The sequence below is a fragment of the Methylobacterium sp. yr668 genome (assembly GCF_900116245.1).
GTDB lineage: Bacteria > Pseudomonadota > Alphaproteobacteria > Rhizobiales > Beijerinckiaceae > Methylobacterium.
Map to the genome: position 1 here is coordinate 1 of NZ_FOZY01000037.1, position 15111 is coordinate 15111.

At 63.6% G+C, this 15111-nt stretch carries 17 protein-coding genes and 3 pseudogenes; 9 read left to right on the forward strand and 11 right to left on the reverse strand.

All coding sequences use genetic code 11. The features are described 5' to 3' along the window. The coding region (locus tag BM419_RS27460; RefSeq protein ID WP_175556386.1) for an IS91 family transposase at positions 1 to 568 on the forward strand (568 nt) is incomplete at its 5' end. Between the two features lie 357 nt (positions 569 to 925). Here BM419_RS27460 and BM419_RS27465 read toward each other — a convergent pair. The 6 genes and pseudogenes from BM419_RS27465 to BM419_RS27490 form a co-directional block, all read right to left on the reverse strand. Next, positions 926 to 1324, reverse strand: a complete 399-nt coding sequence (locus BM419_RS27465) for a (R)-mandelonitrile lyase (protein WP_056532290.1) — start codon at positions 1322 to 1324, stop codon at positions 926 to 928. Positions 1325 to 1358: 34 nt separating this feature from the next. After that, positions 1359 to 2105, reverse strand: coding sequence for an SDR family NAD(P)-dependent oxidoreductase (locus BM419_RS27470; RefSeq protein WP_056532288.1), 747 nt, complete (start codon positions 2103 to 2105; stop codon positions 1359 to 1361). A gap of 115 nt (positions 2106 to 2220) precedes the next feature. Continuing rightward, positions 2221 to 3135 (reverse strand): LysR substrate-binding domain-containing protein, encoded by a 915-nt coding sequence (locus tag BM419_RS27475; protein ID WP_056532286.1) that lies wholly within the window; start codon positions 3133 to 3135, stop codon positions 2221 to 2223. Positions 3136 to 3332: 197 nt separating this feature from the next. Continuing rightward, a complete protein-coding gene (locus BM419_RS27480; protein WP_157862082.1) occupies positions 3333 to 4403 on the reverse strand; it encodes a GGDEF domain-containing protein in 1071 nt (356 codons plus the stop codon). Positions 4404 to 4631: 228 nt separating this feature from the next. After that, entirely contained in the window at positions 4632 to 5900 is a 1269-nt protein-coding gene (locus BM419_RS27485; RefSeq protein ID WP_091928303.1) for an IS256 family transposase, read from the reverse strand. Positions 5901 to 5996: 96 nt separating this feature from the next. Further along, positions 5997 to 6703, reverse strand: a pseudogene (locus BM419_RS27490) (IS3 family transposase); the annotation flags it as partial. A gap of 341 nt (positions 6704 to 7044) precedes the next feature. Here BM419_RS27490 and BM419_RS32110 point away from each other — a divergent pair. Then, complete coding sequence (locus tag BM419_RS32110) at positions 7045 to 7317, forward strand: hypothetical protein (RefSeq protein WP_139257140.1); 273 nt, start codon at positions 7045 to 7047, stop codon at positions 7315 to 7317. Positions 7318 to 7409: 92 nt separating this feature from the next. On the opposite strand, the gene BM419_RS27495 is transcribed toward BM419_RS32110, so the two are convergent. Then, on the reverse strand, positions 7410 to 7673 hold the full coding sequence (locus BM419_RS27495) for a hypothetical protein (protein WP_091928304.1): 264 nt from the start codon (positions 7671 to 7673) through the stop codon (positions 7410 to 7412). A 140-nt stretch (positions 7674 to 7813) separates the two neighbouring features. Next, positions 7814 to 8506 (reverse strand): TIGR02391 family protein, encoded by a 693-nt coding sequence (locus BM419_RS27500; RefSeq protein WP_348273205.1) that lies wholly within the window; start codon positions 8504 to 8506, stop codon positions 7814 to 7816. 302 nt (positions 8507 to 8808) lie between these two features. On the opposite strand from BM419_RS27500, the gene BM419_RS27505 reads away from it, so the two are divergent. From BM419_RS27505 to BM419_RS27540, 7 genes and pseudogenes are all read left to right on the forward strand, one after another. After that, a complete protein-coding gene (locus BM419_RS27505; RefSeq protein ID WP_091928305.1) occupies positions 8809 to 8991 on the forward strand; it encodes a hypothetical protein in 183 nt (60 codons plus the stop codon). Continuing rightward, positions 8988 to 9320 carry a DUF6883 domain-containing protein gene (locus tag BM419_RS33400; RefSeq protein WP_091928306.1) on the forward strand — a complete coding sequence of 111 codons (333 nt, stop codon included), beginning with the start codon at positions 8988 to 8990 and terminating at the stop codon, positions 9318 to 9320. The genes BM419_RS27505 and BM419_RS33400 overlap by 4 nt, the downstream gene beginning before the upstream one ends. Before the next feature lie 87 nt (positions 9321 to 9407). Further along, positions 9408 to 10160 carry an IS6 family transposase gene (locus BM419_RS27515; RefSeq protein WP_091928307.1) on the forward strand — a complete coding sequence of 251 codons (753 nt, stop codon included), beginning with the start codon at positions 9408 to 9410 and terminating at the stop codon, positions 10158 to 10160. A gap of 260 nt (positions 10161 to 10420) precedes the next feature. After that, a complete protein-coding gene (locus BM419_RS27520) occupies positions 10421 to 10825 on the forward strand; it encodes a Ros/MucR family transcriptional regulator (RefSeq protein ID WP_244540889.1) in 405 nt (134 codons plus the stop codon). 848 nt (positions 10826 to 11673) lie between these two features. Then, positions 11674 to 12192 (forward strand): Ros/MucR family transcriptional regulator, encoded by a 519-nt coding sequence (locus BM419_RS27530; RefSeq protein WP_091928310.1) that lies wholly within the window; start codon positions 11674 to 11676, stop codon positions 12190 to 12192. Between the two features lie 122 nt (positions 12193 to 12314). Further along, positions 12315 to 12410 (forward strand): annotated as a pseudogene (locus BM419_RS27535) (integration host factor subunit beta); the annotation flags it as partial. Between the two features lie 43 nt (positions 12411 to 12453). Further along, a pseudogene (locus BM419_RS27540) lies at positions 12454 to 12761 on the forward strand (transposase); the annotation flags it as partial. 34 nt (positions 12762 to 12795) lie between these two features. On the opposite strand, the gene BM419_RS27545 reads toward BM419_RS27540, so the two are convergent. From BM419_RS27545 to BM419_RS27555, 3 genes are all read right to left on the reverse strand, one after another. Next, positions 12796 to 13002 (reverse strand): hypothetical protein, encoded by a 207-nt coding sequence (locus tag BM419_RS27545; protein ID WP_091928311.1) that lies wholly within the window; start codon positions 13000 to 13002, stop codon positions 12796 to 12798. A gap of 537 nt (positions 13003 to 13539) precedes the next feature. Then, positions 13540 to 13989 carry a hypothetical protein gene (locus tag BM419_RS27550; RefSeq protein ID WP_091928312.1) on the reverse strand — a complete coding sequence of 150 codons (450 nt, stop codon included), beginning with the start codon at positions 13987 to 13989 and terminating at the stop codon, positions 13540 to 13542. Positions 13990 to 14131: 142 nt separating this feature from the next. Beyond that, complete coding sequence (locus BM419_RS27555) at positions 14132 to 14713, reverse strand: recombinase family protein (protein ID WP_091928313.1); 582 nt, start codon at positions 14711 to 14713, stop codon at positions 14132 to 14134. Positions 14714 to 15111: the final 398 nt, after the last annotated feature.

Below are 15111 nucleotides of genomic sequence, written 5' to 3' on the forward strand. Positions count from 1 at the left end.
CTTCGGCCCCCTGGCCCCACTCTCGGATCCCAGGGCCTTCGCCCGCGCGCTCGCCCCGGTGCGCCGGAAGCGCTGGGTGGTCTACGCCAAGCCGCCCTTTGCCGGACCGAAGGCCGTGCTCGCCTATCTGGCGCGCTACACCCACCGCGTCGCCATCTCCAGCCGCCGCATCCTCGCCTTCGACGGGGCGAGCGTCAGCTTCCGCGTCAAGGACTACCGGCGCGACGAGGCCGGGCGGCCGCGGGTCATGACCCTGTCGGCCGCGGAGTTCATCCGACGCTTCCTGCTCCATGTCCTGCCGCGCGGCTTCCACCGCATCCGGCACTACGGCTTTCTCACGGGCTCGAACCGGACGGCAGGCCTGGACCGCATCCGCGCGGTCCTCGGCGTCCCGGCCCCGCCGCGGCCCAGCGCCGACGCACCCGATCCGCAAGACAGCCCCGGTCAGGCCCGGCCACCTTGCCCCTGCTGCGGCGGTCCCATGACGATCGTCGGGTCCTTCGCGGGCTGGCATCAGCCCCGTGGGCCGCCGTTCCGCTCCACGTCGCACCGGGCAGGTTCGCCATGACCCGGCATGACCTGACGCCGCCAACCACCCGAGGAACCGCGCCTCGGGGCATGCCTCACCCTGTGCCGAACCTCAGGATGAACCGTGCCCCCGCGATCGCCGAACCCCGGTTCGCTTCGCCAAGCGCTGAGGCCTTGCCAATCCGGGGACTTCCAAGCACGCCACTGGCGAGGTTTGCCCGCCGTCGCTCCGCCGCTGGGGGCGACGCCCAGCCCAAATCCCCATAGGCCCGCCCGCCATCCCGCGGGTTCGTTCATCCAAGACTTTCGTACGCCTCGCGGCGACCGAAACTCTTCAGGAAACCCGCCGGACCGCTCTTGGCGCCGTATCGCTGGAAAAGGACCTTGCAGCCCAAATTCAGGACCCGGAATACTCCCGTTCGGTGACCTGCTCCATCCAGGTCACGGTCTTGTCGTCGAGACGCTCTTGGATTGCGATGTGCGTCATCGCCGTGTTCGCAGTGGCACCGTGCCAATGCTTCTCGTTCGGCTCGAACCAGACGACGTCGCCCGGCGCGATTTCCTCGATCGGACCGCCCTCGCGCTGAATCCATCCGCGTCCGAACGTGACGATTAGCGTCTGGCCAAGCGGGTGCGTGTGCCACGCCGTCCGCGCGCCTGGCTCGAATGTCACGCTGGCCATCGCGACGCGGGCAGGATCGGGCGCGCTGTGAAGCGGATCAATCCGCACCGTGCCGGAGAACCACTCGGAGGGCCCTGCGCCCGAAGGCTGACTTCCGCTGCGCTTGATTTCCATGGGATCCATCCTCTGTCGGTTTAAGAACCGCGCGTCAGAGTGACCAGCCGCCGTCGACCGAGATTGATGCGCCTGTGACGAACGCACCGAGGTCCGAACACATCCACAAGACGGCTTCGGCGATCTCCTCGGGCTTGCCGAGCCGCCCGACCGGCTCAAGGTCGATCGCCTTCTGGATGTCGCCGCCGGTGAAGCGGTCCATCATTGGCGTCTCGATGTTTCCGGGCAGGACGGCATTCACCCGGATGTTCGCCTTCGCATAGTCGAGGGCGGCCGACTTGGTGAGGCCGATGAGGGCGTGCTTGGAGGCGGCGTAGCTCGCGCCGCCCGCCACGCCCCTGATGCCAGCGCCGGACGAGGTGTTGACCACCACGCCGCCGCTCTGGCGCAGCATCTGCGCGATCTCGTGCTTCATGCACACGAATGTGCCGCGCAGGTTGATGTCGAGGATGCGGTCCCACTCGTCGAGGGTGATCTCGTGGACGGGAGCGGCCTTGTTCTCAACGCCGGCATTGTTGAAGGCGCAGTCGATGCGGCCGAACCGCTCGGCGGTTTTGGCAACCGCCACCTCGACATCCTCCGGCACCGACACGTCGCACCGGATAGCGAGCACCTCGCCCCTCGCCGCTTCGATCTCGGCGCGAAGCTGATCGAGCGCAGCCTCAGTCCGGTCGGTGATCGCAACCCGCGCGCCTTCCCGCGCGAAGGCGAGCGCGGCGGCGCGGCCGATACCGCTGGCCGCGCCCGTGATGAAAGCGACTTTTCCGGTGAAGCGATGCATGTCTCGATCTCTTGACTGACCTTGATGGGCCGGACGTAGACATTGCGTGGGCTGACGATCAGCCGCTTGATCCTCATCGGAACGATGAGCCCCGCTCAATGCCGGAGCGCGGCCGTTACAATTTGAGCGGCCTGACCTCACGGATCAGATCGATGAGGAACCGCAATCCGGTCGGCAGTTGGCGTCGTCCGGGGAAATAGACATGAAAGCCGGGCCCCATCGGAGCCCAATCAGCCAGCGCGACGCGGAGTTCGCCGCGCTCGACCGAAGGCGCGACGCACGGCTCGGGCAGGTAGGCCAGACCGCCGCCGGCCACCGCGAGCGCCAAGCCGAATTGCGTGTTGTCGATCGTTACCGCCCCGGGGACGTCGAGCGCGATGGCCTCGTCTGCCCTCTCGAATTCCCAGCGGTAGAGGCTCTCGTCGCCGAGCCGAATGCGCAGGCAGCGGTGGGCTGCGAGGTCGCGCGGATGATCCGGCGTCCCATGCCGGTCGAAATAGGCCGGCGCGCCGACCACGACCCAGCGCAGGTCGGCCGACAGACGCTGAGCGACCATGTCCTGAGGGACCGAGCCCCCGTAGCGGATGCCGGCATCGGCTCCGGTCTCCACGACGTCGAGCAGGTCGTTGGACACCCGGACGTCGACCTCGATCTTCGGATGACGCTCGTGGAAGAGCGGCAGCACGGGGGCGAGCAGCAGCGTGCTCGCGTGCTCCAGCACGTTGAGCCGGATTCGCCCTATGGCCTCGGTCGGCTCCCGGTGCTGGTTGAGCACGTCGAGCGCGGAGCTGATCGCCGCGAACGGAGCCTCCAGCGAAGCGAGCAGATCTTCCCCTGCCGCCGTGAGTGTGACGCTGCGGCTGGTGCGGTTGATAAAGCGGACGCCGTGGCGCGCCTCCATTGCCTTGAGCGCATGGCTCAAGGCGGAGGCGCTGACGCCAAGCTCCAGACCCGCCCGCCGGAAGCTGCGGTGGCGCGCGATGGCGAGAAAGGTCCCGAGGTCGGCCAGATCGGCTCGATTGATCCGCATAAGGCCAGTGAAGTGTCTGCTAGCGGGAAAGCAATCCGTATCGCGGCAGGACCGCGTAGGGTCGATAGGGTACCGTCCGCCTTTTCGACACCATTCCTTCGAAGCGGAGTAGCCGCATTAGGCTATGCCCGGAAATGCCGCTACAGCAGCAACCAAGCCGTCCAGTTGGTCGTGTTTATGCTCAGCATTCAACAAGTTTATGCGCTGATGTGCTTCGATATGCGGTCGCCATCCTTCCTGGCGGGGGGCGCGCGATAAAAGGTACCCTTGCCCTGCTTTTTGGCGGCATACAGGGCGCGATCCGCGCTAGCGAGGAGCGCCTGGCTGTCGGAGGCATCTAGATCCCGTTCTGCAATCCCGACGCTCACCCCGATCCGGACCAACGTGCCTTGGCTGAGGTCATAGGGCAGCCCCACAGCCGAGATGATCATGCTGGCTATCACCTCAGCGGATGCAGCTCGGGGCCCTGACAACAGTACGGCAAACTCGTCGCCGCCAATACGGGCAACAATGTCGGTGGCCATGACCACGTCCTTCAGCCGGCGCGCCACCAGCTGCAAAAGGAGGTCGCCAGCAGCGTGGCCGTAGGTGTCGTTCACGCTCTTGAAGCCGTCCAGGTCAAGGTAGAGCAGTGTGACCGCATGCTCTTCCTCACCCTCCGTACCCTCGAGTGCGGATCCCAGGGCTTGATTGAGGAAGGTGCGGTTGGGCAGCCCGGTGAGCCCGCAGTGAAAGGCTTGATGGCGCAGCGCCAGCTCGGCACGCAGCAGCGCTACATAGTCGGTGTGCAAGCGCCGGTTCACGGCCGCGACAGCCACCAGGTAGAGCGGCGCCAGCCCGCAGAGGGCCAGGAGCCAGGGTTGGCCGCTCAGTACCGCGCCGATCGTGAAAGGCACAACCACGCTGATCATCTGGACCACGGTCATCCGCGGTGCACCAGGATTGCGGGCTGCTAGACCTCCCACAAATCCCGTTGTCGCAAGGCAGGCGAACGGCACCAGCACCGGATCGGCCGAGGCCATACATAAGCCAACCCCGCAGCCGATCTGGGCGCACCACAGCATGGAGCTGAGTACGTAAAGGTCCGTAAGCGGGAACCCGCCGTCTGATGGTTGAGCCGGGCCGCGAAGGGCGCGCCTCATCACCAACATGCTGATGAGGCGCACGAAGGTGAGTGCCAGGTCGGCGCACAGCCAAGAGAGCATCATCAGCGTGGGAACACGCAGGACGGCGAGACTAGCCAGCGCGGCACCGACGACGGCAGCCACGCAAAGGGGGGCAGTCCCCACGACAAGGCGCCTCCGCAAGACCCTGAGTACGTCCGGAGGAATCTGCAGTGGCGAGGTGGTCAGCCAGGAAACGAAGCGCCAAGCTGGTGGAGGCGGGGCATTGTGGGCGAACGCCATGGCCAATCAGCGCATGGCAAGGCTTGAGCCCCGGTTAAGAGATCAAGCAAAACGAGTCGAGCTATGCAGGATTTTAGGTGACGGCGACGGTCAGGCGGCGCGGTGATCTGGGCTCGCGACGACCTCGGTCCCGTCGCGGAAGATGACGCCGGCCACGACCTTCGGCAACTGGTTTTCGCCCTTCAGCCGGCGCCAGGTTTTCGACGCCGCCATCACCAGCTTGAACACCATCAGCTTGGCGGTCGTGGCCGAGAGCGCCCCTTTGGTCCGCACGGTCCGATGCCGCACCGTAGCGAACACGCTCTCGATCGGGTTCGAGCTGCGCAGGTGATCCCAGTGCTCGGCCGGGAAGTCGTAGAACGTCAGCAGCGCCTCCCGATCCTTGGTCAAGCAGGCAGCGGCGCGGGGATACTTGGCCCCGTATTTCTCGACGAAGACGGTCAGCGCCACCTCGGCTGCCGCCCGGGTCGGCGCGCCGTGGATCTCGCGCAAGTCCGCCTTCATCGCCGGCTGGATGGACTTCGGCACCTTGTCGAGGACGTTAGCCGCCTTGTGAACCCAACACCGCTGGTGAGCGGTGCCGGGGAAGACCTCGTCCAGCGCCCGCCAGAAGCCGAGAGCGCCGTCGCCCACCGCGATCTCGGGCGCGATCGACAGCCCGCGCCGCTTCACGTCGACGAGCAGCTCGCGCCAGCTCTGGGCACTCTCGCGCACGCCCACCTGGAAGCCGACGAGCTCCTTGCGACCCTCGGGCGTCGCCCCAATCAGCACGAGCATGCACTCGGCCTGCTCCTCCATCCGGGCCTGCAGGTAGACGCCGTCGGCCCAGACGTAGGCATAGCGGCGTGCGGAGAGATCGCGGCCCTGCCAGCGGGCATACTCGTCCGCCCAGGCCGCGGTCAGCCGGGCGATGACGGCCGGCGAGAGGTTCGGGGCGTCACGACCCAAGAGGGCTGCCAGCGCGTCCTGGAAGTCACCGGTCGAGACACCGCGTAGGTACAGCACCGGCAGCAGCGCATCCAGGCTGCGGGTGCGCCGCGCCCACTTCGGCAGGATGGTCGAGGTGAACCGGACCCGGTCCTCAGACCCGCTCGCGCCGCGATCCCGCACACGGACCCGTGCGACCGGCACCGGGCCGATGCCGGTTTGGATCGCCCGCTCCGGCCCGTGACCGTGCCGCACCAGCCGGGCCCGTCCATCCTGCAGTCGCAGGTCCTGCATCGCGCTCAAGAAGGCGTCCGCCTCCATCTCGACAGCTTGGGCGAGCAGGCGGCGAGCGCCGCTACGCAGCACCTCGGTCAGGGGATCGTCGAGGTCTTCGGGATGACGAAGTCGGACGAGGTTGGTAGGTGTCTCCATGGCGTATCGCTCTCACTGAGAGGTTCTGGCAGGCTCGACACCCGCCTCGATACGCCGCCTTCAACACACCGTCGTCACCCAATCTCCCGCATAGCTCAGCGTCAGGATGCGCAGGCTCCGGCCGTCGTGAATCTGCCCCTGCACGAAGTCGAAGCTCCAGACGTGGTTGCGATGGAGCGGGCGCAGCCGCACGCAGGATCCATCGTTCAGCCAAAGCCGGCTGCGCGGCCGGTGCTTCTGTGGGACCTTGAGCCCCTCACGACGCCAGATCCGCTGAACCCGATCCTTGCCCACCCGCCAGCCGTCTGCCTGCAGCAGAGCCGTGACGCGTCGGTAGCCATAGCGCCCGTACTCGGACGCCAGGGCGATGATGGCGCGGGTCAGTGCATCCTCGTCCGCCAGCACGGTCGGCACGTAGCGTTGCGTGCCGCGGTGCTGACCGACGATCCGGCAGGCGTGACGTTCCGAGAGGCCGTACTTCTCCCGGATGCCATCGACCGCCTGCCGGCGTCGCTCGGGGGCTACAAGTTTCCCGAGGCGACGTCCGCCAGCACCTGCTTTTCCAGCGACAGGTCTGTCACGAGCCGGCGTAGCCGCGCGTTCTCGCGCTCCAGGTCCTTCATCTTCCTGGCCTGGTCGACCTGGAGACCGCCGTACTCCTTGCGCCAGCGGTAGTAGCTCTGCTCGGAGATCTCAGCCTCCTTGCACGCCAGCGCCAAGTTCTTGCCCTGTGCCGTCTGCACCTCGATCTGGCGCAGCTTTAGCACGACCTGCTCCGCGCTCGTCTTCTGACCTCGCCGCATGTCCGACTCCTCCGGTCCTGGCTGATCCTCTCAATCAGCCCGGTCCAAAGCCAGCCGGTCAGGTCAGTGGGTGGCATCCCCCCGCCTGTCTGAATGAGGGGCGCTCCTGGCTCTGTCGGCTTCGTGAAGGCTCGCGGGATAAGGTGCGATTTGGCGAACTTGCCACGCGTTCCTGTCAGCCGGCACACCCCAAACCGATCCGCATTCATCGTTCCTCCCGCTCTGCCTGCTCACCGCAGGTTGCAGCGATAACGGAATGCCTCTAGCCGCGTTCCCGTCCTGTTCTACATGCGCCCACGAACGCGTTGCGTGTTAGCTTCGCCGTCTCTCGGAGGAAGATCATGGACGAAGAGAAGCTGCCGCAGGAGACGCTTTCGAGTGACCCGCAGAAGGCAATCGGGCGTCTGGCGCATGAGGTGAACCGGCTGAACGGTCAGGTTGCAGCTCTGCTAGCCTACATCGAAGGGCTGAACGTGACGCCTGATCCTTCTAGATCTGCGCTGTTGGAGAAGGCACACGAGGGGCTGCCGCCACTCCTCTTCACGCCGGGTCCTAAGACCTACACGGATCACGCAAGGATTACGCTGTCGAGCCTGCCTGCGTCTGACGACTGAAAGGTCTGACATCAGAGATGGCGGCTAAGCAAGCTGCTGAGCGATTGTGTAGAGAGGCGGTCTAACACCCGCCTCCCTCATTTCACGTGCGATCAGTCGTCTTTCGCATTCTGAGCGCAGCCGGGACACTCGTCGTAGAGTTGGCTGACTGCCTCATCTACTAGCTCATCGGCTTCATCCTTGCCATATTCCTTGGCAAGGTCAATCTTGACCTGCTCCACGGCCTCATCATCGCCCCTATTTATCGGGTAGCCGTGGCCCTCGCACTCTTCCGCCGCTCCGGCCTCCATCAGCTTGATGATGACCCCTTGGACCGTCTCTTCATGGTCCATCATCTCGCGCTTCGCCTGTCCCATTCGCAATGCCTCAATCAATCAACACACCCCAAAACGGGGAGTCGGTAACGAGGCACGCGACCGCAGGTTCCATTGAAGGTTCACCGAGCCCCCATGGGGCTTCCCAATAGGCTGCGTTCAGCCTGAGTGTACGGCTTATGTCAAACCCGAGGCGGCATGTGACTGCTATCTAGTCGGCGATGGATCAGCGACACAAGGGTTAGAAGATCTTCCGCATCAGCCTTTTGCATAGACCAGCGCACTCGCGCCTCGTGTGCGGTCACGTTGCGGAACATGCCGAAAACCCCTCTCACAAGGTTGGTGAAGCCGCGTTGTTCGCCCCGTTCGCTCTCGGTACTGAGGGAATTGATAGCTAACATAGGTGGATTGGAGCCCAATGCTTGGTCCACGAGTAGGGCACCGTCACCTGTCAAACCGGTTCGGGCGCGGAGCTTATCGGCCACGCTCTTCGTAGCCTCCAATACTGCGTGGAAGTAGTTGTCGGCCAGGAGTTCCGCCTTGCAAAAGGCGAGTACATCCGGATGCACGCCTCGGCCGACGAGATCGGCCCGGAGATCCTGCGCACGACGCTGGGCCTCTGTCAGCGTGTGCACTCTCTCCGATGGGCCCAATTCGCCTTCCTCGTTGACGAAGAGGCCCATGAAGGCCAGTGCCTTATTCAGATTGGCTCGCAGCGGTTCATAAGCATTGGGGATACGGGCGAACCGCGTTGGCCGCATAGCTTGGCGGATAAATTGTAGGATCGCTCGACGGTTCTGCGCTCGGTTCTGATGTTCTGCGAACGCGTTGTAGAGCCTATACCGCTTTGACAACGCAGGGGTTGGATCACCCATTCGGCAAGTCCGGAGTAGGAAACCGATATCGGAGCCTGTGAGCCCATCCCCGGTGTCACCCAAAGCCGCAGCGATAGCTTCCAAGTCACTCTGCTGAAAGCATTTCTCTGCCATGCTCGACTTCTCCAATGAGTTTCGGGCACGCGCGAAGGCGTAGCCGGTTGCGCAGCAAGCCTGTCTATGCCCATCTATGACAAGGTGGAGGCACGATGGCCGCGAGATTGCAGTTCAAGACCACGCCCACAAAGCGTCGCGTTGTGAAGGGTGTTGGGACGGGATCGAAGGCTTTACCGGAGCACAGCATGGTCCGGCTCAAGCGGTCGCTCGATCTCGGCGACGGCCGTCACATGCCGGCAGGCTCCCTTGGCGCGATCGTCTTCGTTCACGGTGGTGGCGCAGCGTATGAGGTGGAGTTTGCCAAGCCGACCCACGCTGTCGTGACGGTTCCGGCCGCTGGCGTAGCGCGGGCGATCGTGGCCGGGTGACTACGCCAGTTCCGCCGCGCACAGTCCCACCGGCTAAGATCACAGGCTACCTTCTCAAACCCGACCACCCGATTGGGGGCCCCAAGTCCGTCTTTTTCCGGAGCTTTGGCTTCTCGCTTGATCAGTCGGACGTGATGGCCGTAGCGCTCATCGCACACGCCGATCGAAACCCAGTGATCGATACGCCGACGGATCAATGGGGGATGAAGTACATCGTGCGATGCCACGTCCAGACCCCGGACGGTCGCAATCCCTGCATCATAACGGTATGGATTGTCCCACGCGGCGAGACCGAAGCTCGACTGGTGACCGCGTACCCAGCCGATTGACGGGCTTGTTGCAAACCCGGACGGCCCCTCGTTCACAGGTCGTTAGCCATACCCGCCGAGCTTGCCGCTCCACCCTGGAGCCGGCCCATGATCCTGTCCGCCATCGCCGCCAAGCTCAGGCATCGTGCCAGAGCCGATTTCCGCGGTCGACACTTCGAGGCGACCCTGATCGTTCAGGCGGTCTCCTGGTACCTGCGCTACCCGCTCAGCTACCGTGACATCGAGGAGCTATTCTTGGAACGCGGCCTGGAGGTGGACCACTCCACGATCAACCGCTGGGTGCTCGCCTATGCGCCCCTGATCGAGAAGCGGCTGCGGCAGTTCCGCCGGCCCCACTGCGGCTCGGTCCGGATCGACGAGACCTACATCAAGGTGCGCGGCCAGTGGCACTACCTGTACCGCGCCATCGACAAGTACGGCGAGGCGGTCGACTTCCTACTGACCGCCAACCGGGATTTCGGCGCCGCCAAGCGGTTCTTCCGTAAGATGCTCCAGGATCAACCGCTGCTCGCCCCAGATCGGATCGGCACGGATGGCGCTGGCCCATACCCGCCGGCGATAGCGGAGAGCCGAGACGAGGGCCTGCTACCCCGCACGCCGGTCCACTACGTGACCAAGCACCTGCAGCAGGGCATCGAAAGCGACCACTTCCGGGTCAAGCGAGCGATGCCGCGGGTGGGCGGCTTCCGCTCGTTTCAGACGGCTCGGCGCACGATCTGCGGCTTTGAGGCGATGCTGTGGCTGCGTAAGGGCTTTGGCTTTGCCGGCGCGTGGACCGTGCGCGAGCAGAACCAGCTGTTGGCCGACTGCTTCGGGCTTTCCGTCGCGAACAAAGCATGAAAGCGGGACGGTAGGTGCACTTCCGCAGCTCGCATCCGGGTTTGCGACACGCCCATCACTACCTTTGGTAGCTTCGATCCAATGATCGGCCTACCCTAAGTATAAATCTGTACCATCAAGGCCACATCTGTATACAATCTTCAAATATCAAGATTGCGCACAACCAAAGTGTGATATTAGCCCTCCATTCCAGTACTGGTGGGGGCACCATGGACCAAAGCAGGATTGCCGACGCGGGTTCGCCGGCCGACTATAGACGGATGACGGCCACGCTCGTGAGTGCCTACGTCAGACGCAACAACGTGCCGGCCTCGGACTTGCCGGCGCTGATCGCGAGTGCGGCCGATGCTCTTATCGGCCTCGGCGTTGTTGACGGGCCAGTCGGTTCGGCGGATCAAGACATCACGCAGGCCGAGATCCGTAGGTCGATCACGCATGAGGCGCTGATCAGCTTCGAGGACGGCAAGGGCTACAAGACGCTCAAGCGGCATCTGACAGCCTGCGGGCTGACACCGGAGACATACCGGGCGAAGTGGGGCCTTCCGCGCGACTATCCGATGGTGGCACCTGAGTACTCGGAGAGGCGATCTGCGATCGCCACGAGCTTGCAGCTCGGCCACGGCCACCAAGCCACCGCCCGGGGGGCAGGGTCATCGAAGGCCTAGCAGGCATGTGTGCCTGGGAGGGACGTAAGGCTATTCCCTCCCTCGCTCGTTCAGTCTGTCGATCGGCACGAGAGACACGCCGATCCACAGCCGAGGGGGCGATCGGAGGCGTACCGCGAATAGATCAGAGCCAGTTCGAGTCAGCCGTCAGGCGATCGCCTGGGGATGTGGCGATGACGTTCCGGTGTACGTGTCTGCTTTGAGCGGGCATCCCGTATGGGACCGACGATGCTGCAGCTTCTGTCGGCTGGAACCGATGTAGCTCCCAGCGACCATCATCTGACCATGACAAGCTGGGCAACGCTTCTGTGTCATCGTGTACAGACGGCGTACTTCCGCGAGGCTAGCGAGGCGCCACGCGCCATCCACCTTGACTTCACAGGTCTGCTCGTTGGTCGTCGGCATGCTCGCCCCGTGCGACGTCGCTACAGGGATCTGTAACCGAGCGGTCAGCCTTGGACCGACATAGTTAACGAACTGTTGATCTCTGTCGTTGATACGTGGTCGGGGTCGCATCTGAGGATGCTTGCAGGGGTAATGCGCTAGGCGCGGACTTACTCGACAGCAAGGCCGCTGGCTTGGCTTCTCATAACGAGCATCAAGGACGGCGTCTGATCATCAGCGAAGGCTCGACGCTCCGTCTCACCGGGTAAGCCGGAGATTAGCCCGGGACGAAGGTGAGTCTCCTCTGCGAGATCATGTGTGACTGACGCGGCCCGGCTCCCTTGATCGCAAAAGCCGAGGTCACCCGAATTGGCATCGTCACCGCGCAGTGTTGAATAAAAATGCCCTTGAGAATTTGTCCGGGCTGATAGATTATTGCGCCTGCATACAAAAATAGGTGCGGCGTGGACCATAATACGGGAACGATCGAGGACAAGGCCATCGACTATACCGAGCTGACGGCGGATCTCGTCGCGGCGTACGTGTCGAACAACCCCGTGCCTGCCACCGAGCTGGCAACCCTGATCGCCAGCGTGCACGCGGCGGTTACCGGGCTCGGCAACACGGGTGTGGCGGTGGCGCCCCGCCCCGAAAAGCCGACGGCCGCCCAGATCCGAAAGTCGATACGGCCCGATGCGCTTATCAGCTTCGAGGATGGCAAGCCGTACAAGACGCTGAGGCGCCATCTCACGGGGCTGGGGATGGATCCGGAGACGTACCGGGCGAAGTGGGGCCTGCCGCGGGACTACCCTTTGGTGGCAGCCAGCTACTCCGAGGCCCGCTCAGCGATGGCCAAGAGCATCGGCCTGGGGCAGCGGCGTGGGAGGGCAGCTTCGCTGCGCGCAGCCTCTCCAGAAGCTACGGCGGAGAAGCCGAAGCGCGCGGGCCGGCTGCGGAAGGCCAAGGAGCCCCAAGAGGGTTAGAGGAGCCGCCGTTACCCAACCTGATCGGCTGCCGAGGCGCCTGTCTGAGCGAAGGGCACTCGATCGCTTTGGCTTCAGACACGCGGTTGGCCTTCGGTGGAAGCGGCGGCATCGGGTGGGAGATGATCCGATCCGAGTTCGTGGCCTGCATCGCGGCCAAGAACCCCCACCTCTACGTCCAGGACGTCGAGGCGATCATCGCCACGATCCTCGACACCATGTCCGCCGCGCTCGTGCGCGGTGACCGGATCGAGTTGCGGGATCCCGGTGCTGCAGTCGGGCGAGATCGTCGTCATGGACAACCTGCCAGCCCACAAGGTCGCCGGCGTGCACGACGCGATCGAGGCCACAGGAGCGCCGCTGCTCCACCTTCCGTCCTACAGCCTGATTTCAACCCGATCGAGCAAGCGTTCGCAAAGTTGAAGGCACTGCTTCGGAGTGCGGCCGCCCGCACGATCCCGGATCTCTGGGAAGCCATACGCCAGGCATTCACGCGCTTCACTCCGCAGGAATGCCGCAACTCCCTTGCCGCAGCCGGATACGAGAGCGACTTGGCCGTCGCTACCTGACCGGAAATAGCTCTAGAGAGTCAATGTCCTCCCGTCAGAGTTCGTCGTCGTTGTAGTATCGCTGGAGCAGCGGCATGGCCTGTTCCATTGCCCGCTTGGACCGGTCGGGCGGGAGCTCTGCCATGATCGACTTGTGGTCGAGCTTGTGGACAATGATGTCCCAGATCGCCTCGCTGATGCGCTTGGGGTCGTCGCTGTTCGTGAGGACGTCGATGATGTGCTCGCGGATCCTGTCAGCCATGGTGGCTTCCTCTCAGTCTCACCGCCCGGGTGATGGCCGATTATCCCGTTCACAGACCGGCTACTTCTTGCACCGTACGGCCTCGGCTTTCACGAAGCTCAAGCATCGCTGTCGGGACTCTTTATCTTCAAGCTGATGAAAGGCGTTCATGAGCTCAACGGACTCCCGAATTGCGGAAAGACGAGCTGGTCCGACGGTGTTAAAGGCGCGGAGTTCATCGGGTGTAACCTCGAGGGTCTTTGCTACCTGCTCGAAGAGGTCGTCATGGTCGGCCATCTATTGATCCGCCTGTGATTTAGTCCCCTCCTAAACCGTCGATTGGAACGATTCAAGTCACCGTTCGGTTGGCGAACTTACGGTTTCGAATGCATCAAAGGTAATTCATCTTCTGGATGTGTCGGTTCTAGGCTGCTACTTTGATCGAAAAAACTGTTTCGGAGTGATACAGGCGCCGGCTCTGCGGCAATTAGGGCGCCGAGGTAGCACATGTGCACACCCACGACTGAAAGCTGCACACCCCAGCCATGGCTGTACCGCTCACATGAATAGGTCGAGCTGGCCCACGGCGGTTCGGACGCGTCGCCTGGGACCATGGTGCGCAAGCGGCATGGCCGGTGCATCCGGCAGCGCATGCCCAGGCTTGCCGTAGAGAACGGCGCCTACGATCTGGCAGTGGGCACCCTGGTGGAACACGTTTGCCGTGTAAGGCCCGGCACGTAGGATCTTCTGTACCAACGGCTCGCTCACGCTCATGTCCGACAAGGCCGCGAGGAGACAGGCGAGCCCCGCCACTTGAACGTCAAACGACTGGAACTCCGCGGCGCGCTGCCGCCAGATCTGTCGCACGGCGCCGACGCTGGTGTTTGGAAATGGGTTGGGCGCGGGCTCAGTCACCGCATCGGCGATAAATGCCGCGATCAGGTTCCGCTCGGCGATGTGCGTGGCCGTGAGTAGGGCGTCAGCGAGCTGAGAGTGGCTGATCGTCATGAGGTTTCGATGATCTCGGACCGGACGGTGAGCGACAGCCCCGCGAGGCCAGCGGAGGTACGTAGCGGGATACGCGGTCTGCCGTTACATCCATTGGGCCGGGACCGGCAGAACGCCGGAGCCACACGTGTCATGCGCGGGTTCACGGCTTGACCGCGATGCTGTTGGCGCGGGCACGGGGGAAGTAGCTGTAGAAGGTGTCGCGGTTGACGCCCATACGCTTGGCGATCTCGGCCACGCTGATCGTGCCGGCTGCGAGCATGGCCCGCGCCGCCTCCAGGTCGGCTTCGCTGAGCTTCTTTGGCCGGCCACCCTTGCGACCCCGAGCAAGCGCAGCCTTCAGGCCTTCCATGGTGCGTTCGCGGTTGAGGTCGAGGAAGTACTCGGCCATGGCGCCGTGCATCTGCAGGGCGAAGCGGCCGTGTGCGGTGGCGCTGTCGAACTGCTCGGTGAGCGAGCGGAAGTGGACCTCCTTCACCCGCAGGCCGTCGATGGTGCGCATCATCTCGACGAGGGAGCGGCCGAGGCGGTCGAGCTTCCAGACCACGAGCACGTCCTCGGGGCGCAGGAACGCCAGCGCCGCCTCGAAGGCGGGGCGCTTGGTGCCCGCCTTGCCGGACTTCTTCTCCTCGAACAGGCGCTCGCAGCCGGCGCGGGTCAGGGCGTCGCGCTGGAGGTCGAGGTTCTGATCCTGGGTGGAGACACGGGCATATCCGACAAGCATGTCGGGACAGTGCCAAAAGAGCGTTTCTCCGGCAATAGAAAGACCGACACGTTTCTCCGACAAAAACGGGGCCGTTTCAGACGGCTTGGCGGGGGCTCTCCGTCAGAGTCGGGAAAACGATCGTTTTAACGATATAAAGGCTGATGGGACAGATGTCTCTGGAAGGGAGAGCGCCACGGTTCATACGTCGCTTGTCCCATCATTGTGATTGCCGAACGCGTATAACAGCCGAAATAGATATTTCGATGCGTCAGCAGCGCATCAAGTCAGCAGAACGGTCCTTTTTTTCTCCACATCTATCAATATTATCCTTTATTGAATAAGAAAATATAATCATTGATGCCATAAGCAGAGCGATAGCGATCAATAATTGCCACTTGGAACTTCCTTTGATCTCT

Bases quoted from the DNA above. Each gene is read 5' to 3' on its own strand.
- BM419_RS27465 (WP_056532290.1), bottom strand. From the start codon at position 1,324: ATGGAAATCAAGCGCAGCGGAAGTCAGCCTTCGGGCGCAGGGCCCTCC.
- BM419_RS27470 (WP_056532288.1), bottom strand. From the start codon at position 2,105: ATGCATCGCTTCACCGGAAAAGTCGCTTTCATCACGGGCGCGGCCAGC.
- BM419_RS27475 (WP_056532286.1), bottom strand. From the start codon at position 3,135: ATGCGGATCAATCGAGCCGATCTGGCCGACCTCGGGACCTTTCTCGCC.
- BM419_RS27485 (WP_091928303.1), bottom strand. From the start codon at position 5,900: ATGGAGACACCTACCAACCTCGTCCGACTTCGTCATCCCGAAGACCTC.
- BM419_RS32110 (WP_139257140.1), top strand. From the start codon at position 7,045: ATGGACGAAGAGAAGCTGCCGCAGGAGACGCTTTCGAGTGACCCGCAG.
- BM419_RS27495 (WP_091928304.1), bottom strand. From the start codon at position 7,673: ATGGGACAGGCGAAGCGCGAGATGATGGACCATGAAGAGACGGTCCAA.
- BM419_RS27500 (WP_348273205.1), bottom strand. From the start codon at position 8,506: ATGGGTGATCCAACCCCTGCGTTGTCAAAGCGGTATAGGCTCTACAAC.
- BM419_RS27505 (WP_091928305.1), top strand. From the start codon at position 8,809: ATGGTCCGGCTCAAGCGGTCGCTCGATCTCGGCGACGGCCGTCACATG.
- BM419_RS27515 (WP_091928307.1), top strand. From the start codon at position 9,408: ATGATCCTGTCCGCCATCGCCGCCAAGCTCAGGCATCGTGCCAGAGCC.
- BM419_RS27520 (WP_244540889.1), top strand. From the start codon at position 10,421: ATGACGGCCACGCTCGTGAGTGCCTACGTCAGACGCAACAACGTGCCG.
- BM419_RS27545 (WP_091928311.1), bottom strand. From the start codon at position 13,002: ATGGCTGACAGGATCCGCGAGCACATCATCGACGTCCTCACGAACAGC.
- BM419_RS27550 (WP_091928312.1), bottom strand. From the start codon at position 13,989: ATGACGATCAGCCACTCTCAGCTCGCTGACGCCCTACTCACGGCCACG.
- BM419_RS27555 (WP_091928313.1), bottom strand. From the start codon at position 14,713: ATGCTTGTCGGATATGCCCGTGTCTCCACCCAGGATCAGAACCTCGAC.